The organism is Thermosinus carboxydivorans Nor1 (genome assembly GCF_000169155.1).
Taxonomy (GTDB): Bacteria; Bacillota; Negativicutes; order Sporomusales; family Thermosinaceae; genus Thermosinus; species Thermosinus carboxydivorans.
In genome coordinates, this window is record NZ_AAWL01000028.1 from 18,885 (window position 1) to 30,930 (window position 12,046).

Genomic DNA, 12,046 nt, shown 5'->3' on the forward strand with positions numbered 1-12,046 from the left:
TTGAATGTATATCTTCGTGGGAAATCTTCCAAGCGAATTTCTTATAGGGGGAGCAGACCATGGTTGAGCAGGCAGAGCGCATGCGGGGATTGACGTCGGCCATTTTCAGCCAGGTTGACGAATTGCGCCAAAAAGAGACGGCTGCCGGTCGCGACGTTATTACTCTTAGTATCGGTAGTCCTGATTTAGCTCCGGCGCCTCACATAATCGCCGCTTTGCAAGACGCCGTCCTTAACCCGCGTAATTACGGATATACTCTGACTAGAGGACTGCCCGAATTGCTACAGGCCATTGCCGCATGGTATCAAACCAAATTTAACGTTTCTCTAGACCCGTCAACAGAAATCCACTCTCTCATTGGTTCCCAAGAAGGTCTGGCGCACATATCCTTATGCCTGGTCAATCCGGGAGATATTGTCTTGGTTCCTGATCCAGGCTATCCCATCTATAGTGCCGGACCTTTAATGGCCGGCGCTCAGCTGCACTATATGCCGCTCAAACCGGAAAATCAGTACCTGCCAGACTTAACGTCTATCGATGAGTCCATTTTGCGACGCACAAAGTTGATGATTATTAATTATCCTAATAACCCGCTGGCTGCGACGGCGACGCGCGACTTTTTCAGTCAGGCGGTCGAACTTGCTAAACGCTACGGTTTTGTTATTTGTCATGACTTTGCCTACAGCGAACTGGTTTTTGACGGTTATAAGCCGGATAGCTTTTTAAGTGTGCCTGGTGCTAAAGAAGTAGGTGTTGAGTTTCATTCTCTGTCCAAAACCTATAACATGGCTGGATGCCGTATCGGTTTTGTTGTGGGCAATTCTCAAGTTATCGGCCTATTAGGGCGCCTAAAGTCAAATTTTGACTATGGCGTTTTCTACCCTATTCAAAAAGCAGCCATAGCAGCTCTGACCGGTCCGCAAGACTGCATTATAGCTACAGCTGCATGCTATCAGCGGCGGCGTGATATAATTGTAGACGGCTTTACGGCAATAGGCTGGCCGGTTGAGAGGCCCAAAGCCTCCATGTACGTCTGGGCACCTGTACCTACCCGGCAATCCTCATTCGATTTTACCATTGACTTGCTCAAAAATACTGGCGTCGCCGTTATTCCCGGCGTTGCTTTTGGACAATACGGTGAGGGTTATGTCCGCTTAGCGCTGGTGCAGCCGGAAGACCGTTTAGTTGAAGCTGTGGAGCGCATCAAAAAGTGGCTAGGTTGAAAAACTAAGGGGGAAGAGAAATGCGGGCACTTAACTTTTATTCCTCGAATTATCATAGTCAGCTGGTCTGCCGGCGTAAAAGCTGTACCATTCGCTTGGGAGACAAAACCCATAAATACGCAGAAGGAGACATAGTCTGGGTTACAGTCGGCAAACGTTTTGCGCAAAAAAAGAAAATATATACGGCAGTCATAGATAGAGTTCTGGTTAAACCTATCGCCCAACTAACAATTGAGGATCTACAAGGGGAAAACCCGGATTTTGCCTCTGTGGATGACCTTTTGGTCTTTTTGCAGTCAATTTATGAAAAAACGCTAACCCCTGCTGATATAGTAACCGTCATTTACTTTTCAGAAATAATCGAGTAGTTATTACACTATTATATCTAAATAAAGGAGTGCTTATCAGTTATGTCCAATTTTAAAATTCCCGTCGGCGTATCGGGCCGTCATGTTCATGTTACCCGCGAACATTTAGACATTCTTTACGGCAAAGGGTATCAATTGCGGCCCATGAAAGAACTGTCTCAACCCGGACAATATGCTGCTCACGAGACGGTAGATCTGGTAACGGAAAAAGGTACCTTTAAAAATGTTCGCATCTTGGGGCCGGAGCGCAAAAAGTCGCAGGTCGAAGTTGCTCTTACCGATGCCATAAAACTAGGCATCAATCCTCCGGTACGCGACTCGGGCGACTTAACGGGCTCACCCGGTGTTACTCTTGTTGGCCCTCAGGGATCTGTAAAGCTGGAAGAAGGGGTAATTATCGCGTGGCGCCATATCCACATGACGCCGGCAGACGCTGAAAAGTTTGGTCTTAAAGATAAAGATTTCGTTCGCGTCCGCAGCGGCGGCGATCGGGCGGTTGTTTTCGAAAACGTTCTTGTTCGTGTCCATGAAGAATTTAAGCTCGAAATGCATATTGACACCGATGAGGGCAACGCTGCTATGCTCAAAACGGGAGATCTAGTCGAAATCCTAAAGTAAGGCGTGAAGTATTTTGAATGAAGAACTTGGTGTCAAAGGAAAGCTCGAAATTGTCGCCAGCAAAACCTTTGCCGCGAACGCCGTTTTAGTAGATGTTGTCGACTTTTTGAATAAGTCGTTAAAGAAGGACGGGTACATTTTTGGCGTCAGTAAATCGGGTGAAAAAATGACTATTGTAATTTACGAAGCCGAATAAAAATACCCCGCGCGTAAAAGCGCGGGGTATTTTGTATTCATACTGTAAATAGGCTTACCCAGGCAGGATTTTTTTAGCATTGCGCGAATATATTATAATCAGAACGCTGTTCGATATATGGAAACGGAGGTGGCTCATTGCCGCAAAAGGTATCTCCCTATATAGTCGCTTCTGTCGATCGAGCCCTTGAACTATTACTTATTCTTGGCCGGCATCCCCATGCAATGGGGGTGACTGAGCTTAGCAAAATATTAGGCGTACAAAAAAGTACTGTTCACAGTTTATTACAAACTATGTTGGCCCGTGGTTTTGTGCAACAGACCGATAATGGCCGTTATTCGCTGGGAATGCGACTTATTCACCTAGGTGAAATTTGTGCAGAAAGACTTGATATTCGTACTGCTGCCCGCCAGATCATGGTTGAACTGGCAAACGAAACAAAAGAAATTGCTTTACTGGCTGTTTTAGCTCGTGACGAGCTGGTTATCGTCGATAAAGTAGAGCCGCAACGTCCTTTTCTTATTATTCCCAAATTCGATTTTAGCATGGCCATTCATAGTACCGCCGTTGGCAAAGTCCTGCTGGCTCATGCACCTGACGAAATCTACGAAGCAATTTTAGCACGTGGTATTGAACGGTTTACGCAATTTACGCTTACCGACCCTGAAGCACTACGCCGCGAACTTATAAAAGTACGCGAACAAGGTTATGCCCTTGGTTGCAATGAAACGATCGAAGGTATCACCTGTATTGCTGTACCCATCTATAATGCGGGTGGAAAAGTAGCCGCTGCCTTGTCAATATCCAGCGCTAGCTCTATGCTTGGCGCGGATAGATATGAAGCAATTATAGAAATACTAAAAGAAAAGGCTAAACTTATTTCACGGCGTTTAGGATGTACTTGCTAATTCCAGGCAAAACCTGTGAAAAATTATAAAGGAGGACAGACCTATATGCCCAAACCGGTATTTAATGAAGAAAGGTGTAAGGGATGTGAATTGTGCACAAGAGCTTGTCCTAAAAAAATTGTCGTAATAGCTGACCGTTTCAATAGTAAGGGCTATCGTCCCGCTACCGTGACAGATCCTTCGAAATGCATTGGCTGTGCTCTCTGTGCGAAAACTTGTCCTGACGTGGCTATTGAAATCCATAAATAAGGTTGGGAGTGATTGGTGTGGCAGAAAAAGTCTTGATGAAAGGCAATGAAGCCATTGGTGAAGCGGCTATCGTTGCTGGGTGTCGCCACTATTTTGGCTACCCTATAACCCCGCAGACAGAATTGACAGAGTACATGGCTAAGCGGATGCCTCAGGTCGGCGGGGTTTTTTTGCAGGCCGAAAGTGAAATTGCCGCCATTAACATGGTTTATGGCGCTGCCGGTGCAGGCGCCCGAGTGATGACTTCCTCGTCCAGTCCGGGTATTAGTCTAAAACAGGAAGGCATTTCTTATATTGCCGGCGCCGAACTGCCTTGTGTGATTGTCAACATTATGCGCGGCGGTCCCGGTCTTGGCGGAATTCAACCAGGTCAGGCCGATTATTTTCAGGCGACTAAAGGCGGCGGACACGGCGACTATCATAATATTGTCCTGGCTCCCAACTCTGTCCAGGAATTAGTAGATATCACTATTCTTGCGTTTGATTTAGCCGACCAATACCGTAATCCTGTTATGATTCTTGGTGACGGAGCTTTAGGGCAAATGATGGAGCCGGTTGAGTTTAATACCAGTCAAGTTTCACCTGTTGAAAAACCATGGGCAGCAACAGGTATGAAAGGCGGCCGGAAAGACCCGAATATTATTAATTCTCTTCACCTCCAGCCTGATGAATTAGAAAAGCATAATATTCACCTGCAGAAAAAGTATCAGACCATTCGCGATAAAGAACGCCGTTATGAAGAACTATATACTGACGACGCCGAACTTATTTTGGTTGCTTATGGCATTACTTCGCGTATAGCTCGGTCAGCTATGGAGAAAGCCCGGGCTGCAGGTATGAAAGTCGGCATGCTACGTCCTATTACTTTATGGCCGTTCCCCGATCTTCCTTTTAACCTCCTTGCCCAAAAAGCTCATGCGTTTTTGACGATTGAGCTAAGTGCCGGCCAGATGGTTGAAGATGTCAGATTAGCCGTAAACGGTGCCAAGCCCGTCTACTTCTACGGGCGAATGGGTGGCATGATGCCGAGCCCGAAAGCGGTCTACGAACAAATCGTCAATATCATGAGTGGTAAGGGAGGCAAGTAAATATGGCCGAAAAAATATTTGCCAGGCCCCAAGCATTGCGCGATGTACCTTTTCATTACTGCCCGGGATGCCACCATGGCATTATTCACCGTCTGGTGGCCGAAATCATTGATGAACTAGGGGTTCATGACCGAGCAATAGGTGTAGCACCTGTAGGTTGTTCTGTTCTAGCCTATGAGTACTTTAATTGCGATATGCTGGAAGCTGCCCATGGGCGCGCTCCCGCTGTCGCTACCGGCGTAAAACGCGTGCATCCTCATGCCGTAGTTTTTACTTACCAAGGCGACGGCGATCTGGCGGCGATTGGGTGCGCCGAAATTGTTCATGCCGCTGCACGGGGCGAACAAATCACTACAATATTTGTCAATAATGCCATTTATGGTATGACTGGCGGGCAAATGGCGCCAACGACACTGGTCGAACAAGTTACAAACACGTCACCATATGGCCGCAAAGTAGAAACTGCCGGCATGCCTATCCGTGTGTCAGAGATGCTTGTTACTCTTGACGGAGCTAAATATATTGCCCGGGTGGCCGTTAACAATCCTGCTAATATGGCAAAAGCCAGAGCGGCTATCAAAAAAGCTTTTGAGATTCAGCTGAATGGCGAAGGTTTTGCGCTGGTTGAAGTGCTATCTACTTGTCCTACTAACTGGGGTATGACTCCGCTCGAGGCGGTAGATTGGCTAGAAAAAAATATGATGGCCTATTATCCGCTGGGGGTATTTAAAACACCGGAGGGGGTGGCAAAATGACACATGAAATAATTATGGCCGGCTTTGGTGGTCAAGGAGTAATGCTAATGGGGCAGCTTGTGACCTATGCCGGGATGATTGAAGGCAAGCAAGTATCATGGATACCCTCTTACGGTCCGGAAATGAGAGGGGGGACGGCAAATTGCTCTGTTATCGTTTCGGATGAAGCCATTGGCGCTCCCATCGTAACAGAACCAACCGCCGTAGTTGCTATGAATTTGCCGTCACTTGACAAGTTTGAGTCTGCGCTGCTGCCAGGGGGAGTGTTAATTATTAATAGTTCTCTTATCGAACGGAGCAGCAAGCGCGATGATATTACCGTATATCGTGTCCCGGCTAATGATATTGCTGCCGAGCTAGGAAATTCCAAGGTTGCCAACATGGTAGTCTTAGGAGCGCTGATTGCTGCGACGGGAGCTGTTGCTACGACATCGGTACTAAAGGCTTTCCAAAAAATGTTTGCCAAAAAACCGGAACTGTTGGCAATTAATGAACAAGCTATCCACCGTGGGGCCGAATGTATTAAAAAATAAAAAATCATATGACCATCCACAGCCAGTGGATGGTCATATGATTTTATAGCAGGATTTTCCTTCTGTTTGGTGAATGTTTATTACATGCTGTAATTCTGGGTGGTATGAGCGTGGGTAACTTTGATCTATGTATAGCCATGATGGCCGCTGTCACTAGCGTAATACCTTCGGCTCTTATCGTTATTAACGCTAAGGGACAAATCTTGCACATGGTTGTGTCCAAATATAGTGAAAAAAAGTGTCGACGATTCGCCGAAAAAGAGCTGTTTCGCATTGTAAAACTAATCTTTGGAATGCGGAACGCCGATATGGTTTATAATACCTATAAGGAATGCTGCTACTCGGGAGCCCCGCGTGAATTATTCAAGTTGGAGCATATCACTGCTCGTGGACTTAAAGAATACTTTCAATGGCATTTTTTCCCTGACCCCAGTACAGGCAACACCATTATTTTCGTGCGAAATATTACGGAAACTACCCTCCTTACCGAAGAATTCTTACATATAACTGAGCAATACGCTACTGTTAATCAAGAGTTACGTGTCGCCATGTCTAAACTAGACTTATACCTCATGGACTTAGAGCAGGCCCATAAGAAACTCGCAGCCTTATATCGCATCACTGCCATTGTCCAGAAAACAGTTAATGAAAATGAAGTTTTAAACGAAATATTGGAAGGAATTACACGTGAACTCGGGTTTACCTGCGCCGCTATATTGCTGTTAGACAAAGAGCGCCAGGAATTAACAATAAAGGCTCACCGGGGATATTCCAATAACGTTCGTATCCCGTTAGGGAAGGGGATCACAGGATATGCTGCTTTGACAGGGCAATTGATTTACGTTCCTGATGTTCGTCATGATCCTCGTTATATAAAAGGAACCCATGATGGCGTTAGCGAAGTAGCGGTACCACTTATAGTCAATAACGAAATCATAGGCGTTTTGGATGTTGAAACCAATCAAGCGAAACGCTTACAAGACTATGATTTGGATTTGCTACGGTCTCTTGCCAGCCAAATTAGCATGACTATTGCTCACGCTAATCATGTATCTCGTGTAGAACTTCAAGCAATCACTGACGGCCTTACAGGTTTATACAATTACCGTTATTTCCAGACATTGTTTGAACGGGAGTTCAAGCGAGCGGTTAGGTATAAGCGTCCGTTATCTCTGCTAATGATTGATATTGATTACTTTAAACTTTATAACGATACTTACGGACATCGGCAGGGTGATCATATAATCCGAACTATAGCCAAGATCATTAGGCAAAATTGTCGCGATGTCGATATTGTCGTGCGCTACGGTGGTGAAGAATTCGCCGTCCTGTTTCCAGAAACGACAGTAGACGAAGCGTTCAAAATTGCTGAGCGCATCCGTATGGCAGTAGCCGAATACCCCTTTGCCAATAAACATTCTCAACCGGGAGGAATACTTACAGTGAGCATGGGTGTAGCTGGCTATCCTTATGACGCGCAATCCGAAACTGAACTCATTGATCACGCTGATATGGCGTTATATAGGGCAAAACGGACTTCTAAAAACCGGGTTTGTCTTTATAGGGACCATCCCGACGTCTCTTAATATACTATACTTTTACTAGGATGTGCATATGGTTTACGATTTTCATACCCATTCTTTTTTTAGCGATGGCGTCTTATCGCCTATTGAACTTATTCGTCGAGCCCATGTGGCCGGTTACGCTGCTATTGGCGTAACTGATCACGCCAGTATGAGCAATTGGGAAGAAGCGCTTTTGGCCAAAGAACAACACATTTTTATAGAAGTAACATCGCGTGGCGGCCATTCCCTAACTAATGGTCATGTTGTTACAACTGCTCTGGCAGCGGGAGCACTCTTACTTGTTAATAGCGACACCCATACTCCTGGCGACTTACTAAGCACCGGTTTTGCCCGCAAGGTGGCACAGGGTGCAGGGATTGCGGAAAATCTACTAATTGAAACAGTCCTAAAAGATAATCCGCGCTTGCTGCTTAAAAAATTGGGTTATTAAACACAGTGGTGGTGTAACCATGACACAAGATGTTCTTGGAGATTTTAAGGCCTATTCGTTAGCAGGAACCGACCAGGAAGTTCAATTTATTACAACAGTTCTCAATCTGCCGCCAACTTCCTCAATTTTAGACCTTTACTGCGGCTATGGGCGTCATGCCATTGAATTAGCGAAACTAGGATTCAATGTTACCGGGGTGGATGCTACCAAGGCCTTCCTTGATATTGCGAGCCAAAAAGCAGAGGAGGAAGGAGTAGTAGTAACCTTTGCCCAGTGTGATATGCGTGAACTCGACTACTGTGAGGAGTTTGACGCGGTTATTAATATGTTTGCCGCCTTTGGCTATTTTAGCGATGCTGAAAATATTGACGTTCTTAAACGGGTAGCGAAAGCGTTACGTCCACATGGCCTATTCTTGATCGATTTGCTGAATCGCGACTGGATGGTACGTAATAGTCTCAACCGATATTGGCGCCACCCTAGCGGCGAATATGTTTTGTCCTACAAAGTTGAGCTTAACCAGGGCGTCGCGATTATGAAACGAGAACTAGTTAACCTGTTAACAGGAGCGAAAACGCAGTACGAATTCGTATTACGTGCCTATTCCTTAGCCGAAATAACGGCAATACTGGCGCAGGCAGGTTTTTACGTTAAACAGACTTACGGAGGGTTCGATTATCGGACTTATGGTGTAGAAGCGCCACGGATGATCATATTGGCCGAAAAGCAAACCTAAAACCACCTAGCCCTGAGTTATGTCATGCTAGGTGGTTTTTTTGCACAGTCTTTCAGCTTATTCATAGGATATAGCAGAGGGACTGTGAGGTGGAAACTTTTATGCTTGTTAGAGTGAATGGCCGGGAGAGTAATCGCAGGCCCAAGGTAGGGCTGGCTTTAAGTGGCGGCGGTTTGCGGGGTATAGCCCATATTGGCGTTTTAAATGTACTGCTACAAAACCAAATCCCTATTCATATGATTGCCGGAACTAGCGCAGGCGCGATTATCGCGGCAATGTATGCTTGTGGTTATTCGCCCCGGGATATGGCCGCCATAGCTGAAACTATTAAGATTCGTGACCTAGTAGACTTAAAGTTTACAATTGCCGATTTTTTAAAACACGGCGTAAAATGTTTTTTTGGCCCAAAATATCGGTTTTGGTCCGTCCTGCCTAAAGGGTTGGTGAAAGGTGATAAAATCGAGAAGTTTTTTGTGAAATACTGGCAGCAAAAAACGGTCCGCGATACAAAAATCCCTATTGCCATTACGGCTGTGGATATTAACTCCGCCGATACGGTTTTTTTTACAACTCCTTTGCCAGGACAGCGAGAAATTCTAAATGCCAGATATATTCACAATGCTCTTCTATCAGAGGCTGTACGCGCTAGCATCTCCATCCCAGGCATATTTTGTCCCAAAAAGTATCGTGACATGAATTTGGTAGACGGGGGGGTCAAAAATAATTTACCGACCGATATCCTTCACCATATGGGGGCTGACGTAATTATAGCTGTTAATTTAGGATATGACGGACAACAAATCAACAATATTGAAACAATTGGCGAAATTCTAATCCAATGTATCGAAATCATGGGTAGGGAAGTGACCTTGTTAAAAGGCGAACAATATGCTGATGTGATAATTCGCCCATCTGTATATGATCTTGATTTCAAAAGCTCTAGATATGTCGCCCACTGTATAGCAAAAGGTGAAGAAGCTGCGCGGCAAAAATTAAGTGATATCAAAGTTTTGTTATAGTTCCCATAACGCTTAAATCGTTACCTACGGCAGGCCTGCTGCATATCATACACTAGATTGGCTAGGGGGGTATGGATATGCTTAAGCAAGGCTTGTCATCACTGTTTCGCGAATTTACGACTATAGATAACATTCTCGGCGTTGGTCATGGTCATAAATTAGTGCGGGGAGAAGATACGGGAGAGCAGTCAGTTATTTTTCTTGTACGTAAAAAGCTGCCACGCGGCGAATTGAGTCGTAAAGCTTTGTTGCCTCGAAAAATTGACGGACTTCCAACAGATGTGATTGAAGTAGGCGATATCCGGCTATTATCCGATCGAACACAGCCAATGCGCCCTGCACAACCAGGAGTTAGCATCAGTCATTTCAAAGTATCGGCTGGAACATTTGGAGCCGTAGTACGCGACCGGGATACAGGTGAACGATTAATTTTGTCCAATAACCATGTGCTTGCCAATGCAACCGATGGGGCAGACGGGCGGGCTGTGGTCGGCGACCCTATTGTTCAACCCGGAATTTACGACGGCGGTACCTTACAAGATAATGTTATCGGACACTTGGTGCGGTTTGTACCCCTATTGCGGGAAACAACGGCGCCACACTGCCCAATTGCCAAAATGTTTGAAGCTCTGCTAAACAAATGCATTGGCTTGTTGCAACCGCATTACCGAATCCAAGTATTACATGAAAGTGAAAAAACTAATATTGTGGATTGCGCCGTTGCCAAACCTATTAACGACGATATAATCCAGGCTGATATTTTTGAGTTTGGAGAAATTGCCGGCGTAAAGGAAGTAAAAGTTGGCATGGCTGTTAAAAAGAGTGGCAGAAGTACAGGAGTAACACATAGCTTGGTTTTGGCAACTGATGTTATCCTAAAAGTTGCTTTAGACAATAGGGAATATGGCGTTTTCGCTGACCAAGTATTGGCCGGGCCTATGAGCATGCCAGGCGATAGTGGGGCGCTTGTTTTGACAGAGGACAACTATGCCGTTGGGCTGCTTTTTGCCGGTTCCGAGCAAGTTACAATGTTCAACCGGATTACCAATGTCTTGGATGCTTTAAACATTATTTTTTAGTGTCTTTTTTTATTTTTTAAAAGAAAAAACAAAGAAGAACCAGGATATTTCCTGGTTTTCTAGTGCCTGTCTTGTTCTTCCAGCATACTAGTGTGGATTTTGGGGCCACAGGTAAATACTCCCGTTTTGCCCATCCGCCTATAACCCAAGCGACGGCCTAATTTGCGCCTTCTACTAGTCACAGCGTAGTCCCTATCGGCAGAAAGGCCAAAGGTTTCCTCCTGAATACTTTTACGAGTATGCACCTCTTTATCGGCTTTATCGGCAGTTCTTTTTACATTGTACCAGCCTCGCTCCTGCATTACCGTAAATAAGGTGCGAGAAGTGTCGTGCGCGTCCTGTACAAGCTGTTCAAAAGTTTTTTGCACATTGCTGGTGGAAGATTCTAAAATTGCATGATCATAGAGATGGGAGAGGTACTTTTCCGTAGTCAGTAAGTCCAAGAGCATATCACGGTCAGAAAGGCGGTTCATGGTGTTCATGCTATAACTTCTTCGCATCGACGAAACACTTCCTTTCGGGCGAGGGTTTTAGTTAGTTTTCGAATTTTATTGATAATAGGCAGCGTGGGTTTGTCCTAATAAACGTTTCATTCGGTCGGCACGCCGACGTTTATTTTTTGTAATGTCAAACATTAATTGTTTGAGTTCTTTGTCTTCGCATTGATCAGCATAGACGCTACACTTGACAAGACAAAGATTTTCTAATTCCAGGGCGTCTTCCAGGTACGACTTTTCTTTTATGCTTAAGGTTGAAGACATGATGACTACCTCCATTATGTATTTAAATATGTATCTGAGAGTTTTGCATAATTCAATCGCAAGTTATCCACAAAGAGATGTCTTTAAGCAATTTTGATGTCAAATTCAAGAGCTATTAGTGTAATTAGCCAATTTTTAACAAAAATGCTCCAATATCATCCTAAAAAAGGGTAGACCTATCCCTATGGTGGGCTAATTCTGTAAAAAGTAAGATGAAAAACAATAATTAGGCTGCTTTTTGCTGATGTATCTGGCGATTAACCGCTATTGTTCCTGCCAGTAAAGCAATGCAGCAAAGCATTAGATGTGCTGTAACCTTTTTAATTCCCTGTACACGAACCGTGTTTGCTCCAAGCTGCTCCTTCAATCGGGAAAATGCTCGTTCTACCGATGTTCGCTCCGCATAAAGTTTTTCCCATTCCCGTGTGCCACGATGAGGAGTACAGAAGCTGCGCGGATCATCTTCAACTTTTTTCTTTATAACCAGGCCATAGTTA

At 45.0% G+C, this 12,046-nt stretch carries 17 protein-coding genes; 14 read left to right on the forward strand and 3 right to left on the reverse strand.

Features of this window, described 5'->3' with window-relative positions:
- The first annotated feature begins 59 nt into the window (after positions 1–59).
- The 14 genes from TCARDRAFT_RS13010 (at position 60) to TCARDRAFT_RS13070 (ending at position 10,788) form a co-directional block, all read left to right on the forward strand.
- Entirely contained in the window at positions 60–1,223 is a 1,164-nt protein-coding gene (locus TCARDRAFT_RS13010) for an LL-diaminopimelate aminotransferase (RefSeq protein WP_007290437.1), read from the forward strand.
- Between the two features lie 20 nt (positions 1,224–1,243).
- Positions 1,244–1,591: an ASCH domain-containing protein gene (locus tag TCARDRAFT_RS13015; protein ID WP_040683442.1), complete on the forward strand. Its 348-nt coding sequence runs from the start codon at positions 1,244–1,246 to the stop codon at positions 1,589–1,591.
- Positions 1,592–1,633: 42 nt separating this feature from the next.
- A complete protein-coding gene (gene pduL / locus TCARDRAFT_RS13020) occupies positions 1,634–2,209 on the forward strand; it encodes a phosphate propanoyltransferase (protein WP_007290438.1) in 576 nt (191 codons plus the stop codon).
- 13 nt (positions 2,210–2,222) lie between these two features.
- Positions 2,223–2,405 (forward strand): DUF4264 family protein, encoded by a 183-nt coding sequence (locus tag TCARDRAFT_RS13025; protein WP_040683443.1) that lies wholly within the window; start codon positions 2,223–2,225, stop codon positions 2,403–2,405.
- 137 nt (positions 2,406–2,542) lie between these two features.
- Positions 2,543–3,313 carry an IclR family transcriptional regulator gene (locus TCARDRAFT_RS13030; protein ID WP_007290439.1) on the forward strand — a complete coding sequence of 257 codons (771 nt, stop codon included), beginning with the start codon at positions 2,543–2,545 and terminating at the stop codon, positions 3,311–3,313.
- 45 nt (positions 3,314–3,358) lie between these two features.
- Positions 3,359–3,562, forward strand: a complete 204-nt coding sequence (locus TCARDRAFT_RS15115) for a 4Fe-4S binding protein (RefSeq protein ID WP_071934031.1) — start codon at positions 3,359–3,361, stop codon at positions 3,560–3,562.
- Positions 3,563–3,579: 17 nt separating this feature from the next.
- The gene (locus tag TCARDRAFT_RS13035; RefSeq protein ID WP_007290440.1) at positions 3,580–4,650 is read left to right on the forward strand and encodes a 3-methyl-2-oxobutanoate dehydrogenase subunit VorB; all 1,071 of its coding nucleotides are present in this window, start codon (positions 3,580–3,582) and stop codon (positions 4,648–4,650) included.
- A gap of 2 nt (positions 4,651–4,652) precedes the next feature.
- Positions 4,653–5,405 carry a thiamine pyrophosphate-dependent enzyme gene (locus TCARDRAFT_RS13040; RefSeq protein ID WP_007290441.1) on the forward strand — a complete coding sequence of 251 codons (753 nt, stop codon included), beginning with the start codon at positions 4,653–4,655 and terminating at the stop codon, positions 5,403–5,405.
- The gene (locus TCARDRAFT_RS13045; RefSeq protein ID WP_007290442.1) at positions 5,402–5,938 is read left to right on the forward strand and encodes a 2-oxoacid:acceptor oxidoreductase family protein; all 537 of its coding nucleotides are present in this window, start codon (positions 5,402–5,404) and stop codon (positions 5,936–5,938) included. The genes TCARDRAFT_RS13040 and TCARDRAFT_RS13045 overlap by 4 nt, the downstream gene beginning before the upstream one ends.
- Before the next feature lie 110 nt (positions 5,939–6,048).
- Positions 6,049–7,524 carry a sensor domain-containing diguanylate cyclase gene (locus tag TCARDRAFT_RS14730; RefSeq protein ID WP_007290443.1) on the forward strand — a complete coding sequence of 492 codons (1,476 nt, stop codon included), beginning with the start codon at positions 6,049–6,051 and terminating at the stop codon, positions 7,522–7,524.
- 28 nt (positions 7,525–7,552) lie between these two features.
- Positions 7,553–7,954 carry a PHP domain-containing protein gene (locus TCARDRAFT_RS13055; protein ID WP_007290444.1) on the forward strand — a complete coding sequence of 134 codons (402 nt, stop codon included), beginning with the start codon at positions 7,553–7,555 and terminating at the stop codon, positions 7,952–7,954.
- 19 nt (positions 7,955–7,973) lie between these two features.
- On the forward strand, positions 7,974–8,690 hold the full coding sequence (locus tag TCARDRAFT_RS13060) for a class I SAM-dependent methyltransferase (protein ID WP_007290445.1): 717 nt from the start codon (positions 7,974–7,976) through the stop codon (positions 8,688–8,690).
- Between the two features lie 101 nt (positions 8,691–8,791).
- Positions 8,792–9,709, forward strand: a complete 918-nt coding sequence (locus TCARDRAFT_RS13065) for a patatin-like phospholipase family protein (protein ID WP_007290446.1) — start codon at positions 8,792–8,794, stop codon at positions 9,707–9,709.
- A gap of 71 nt (positions 9,710–9,780) precedes the next feature.
- Positions 9,781–10,788 carry a chymotrypsin family serine protease gene (locus TCARDRAFT_RS13070; protein WP_040683444.1) on the forward strand — a complete coding sequence of 336 codons (1,008 nt, stop codon included), beginning with the start codon at positions 9,781–9,783 and terminating at the stop codon, positions 10,786–10,788.
- A gap of 59 nt (positions 10,789–10,847) precedes the next feature.
- On the opposite strand, the gene TCARDRAFT_RS14735 is transcribed toward TCARDRAFT_RS13070, so the two are convergent.
- The 3 genes from TCARDRAFT_RS14735 to TCARDRAFT_RS15120 form a co-directional block, all read right to left on the reverse strand.
- The gene (locus tag TCARDRAFT_RS14735) at positions 10,848–11,270 is read right to left on the reverse strand and encodes a spore coat protein (protein WP_198003944.1); all 423 of its coding nucleotides are present in this window, start codon (positions 11,268–11,270) and stop codon (positions 10,848–10,850) included.
- Positions 11,271–11,336: 66 nt separating this feature from the next.
- Positions 11,337–11,549 (reverse strand): hypothetical protein, encoded by a 213-nt coding sequence (locus TCARDRAFT_RS13080; RefSeq protein ID WP_040683445.1) that lies wholly within the window; start codon positions 11,547–11,549, stop codon positions 11,337–11,339.
- A 226-nt stretch (positions 11,550–11,775) separates the two neighbouring features.
- A partial coding sequence (locus tag TCARDRAFT_RS15120; RefSeq protein ID WP_156784713.1) for a transposase occupies positions 11,776–12,046 on the reverse strand: 271 nt, incomplete at its 5' end.

Excerpts from the sequence above, each read along its gene's own strand:
- TCARDRAFT_RS13010 (WP_007290437.1), top strand. The coding sequence starts at position 60 with ATGGTTGAGCAGGCAGAGCGCATGCGGGGATTGACGTCGGCCATTTTC.
- TCARDRAFT_RS13015 (WP_040683442.1), top strand. The coding sequence starts at position 1,244 with ATGCGGGCACTTAACTTTTATTCCTCGAATTATCATAGTCAGCTGGTC.
- pduL (WP_007290438.1), top strand. The coding sequence starts at position 1,634 with ATGTCCAATTTTAAAATTCCCGTCGGCGTATCGGGCCGTCATGTTCAT.
- TCARDRAFT_RS15115 (WP_071934031.1), top strand. The coding sequence starts at position 3,359 with ATGCCCAAACCGGTATTTAATGAAGAAAGGTGTAAGGGATGTGAATTG.
- TCARDRAFT_RS13040 (WP_007290441.1), top strand. The coding sequence starts at position 4,653 with ATGGCCGAAAAAATATTTGCCAGGCCCCAAGCATTGCGCGATGTACCT.
- TCARDRAFT_RS13045 (WP_007290442.1), top strand. The coding sequence starts at position 5,402 with ATGACACATGAAATAATTATGGCCGGCTTTGGTGGTCAAGGAGTAATG.
- TCARDRAFT_RS13055 (WP_007290444.1), top strand. The coding sequence starts at position 7,553 with ATGGTTTACGATTTTCATACCCATTCTTTTTTTAGCGATGGCGTCTTA.
- TCARDRAFT_RS13060 (WP_007290445.1), top strand. The coding sequence starts at position 7,974 with ATGACACAAGATGTTCTTGGAGATTTTAAGGCCTATTCGTTAGCAGGA.
- TCARDRAFT_RS13065 (WP_007290446.1), top strand. The coding sequence starts at position 8,792 with ATGCTTGTTAGAGTGAATGGCCGGGAGAGTAATCGCAGGCCCAAGGTA.
- TCARDRAFT_RS13070 (WP_040683444.1), top strand. The coding sequence starts at position 9,781 with ATGGATATGCTTAAGCAAGGCTTGTCATCACTGTTTCGCGAATTTACG.
- TCARDRAFT_RS14735 (WP_198003944.1), bottom strand. The coding sequence starts at position 11,270 with ATGAACACCATGAACCGCCTTTCTGACCGTGATATGCTCTTGGACTTA.
- TCARDRAFT_RS13080 (WP_040683445.1), bottom strand. The coding sequence starts at position 11,549 with ATGTCTTCAACCTTAAGCATAAAAGAAAAGTCGTACCTGGAAGACGCC.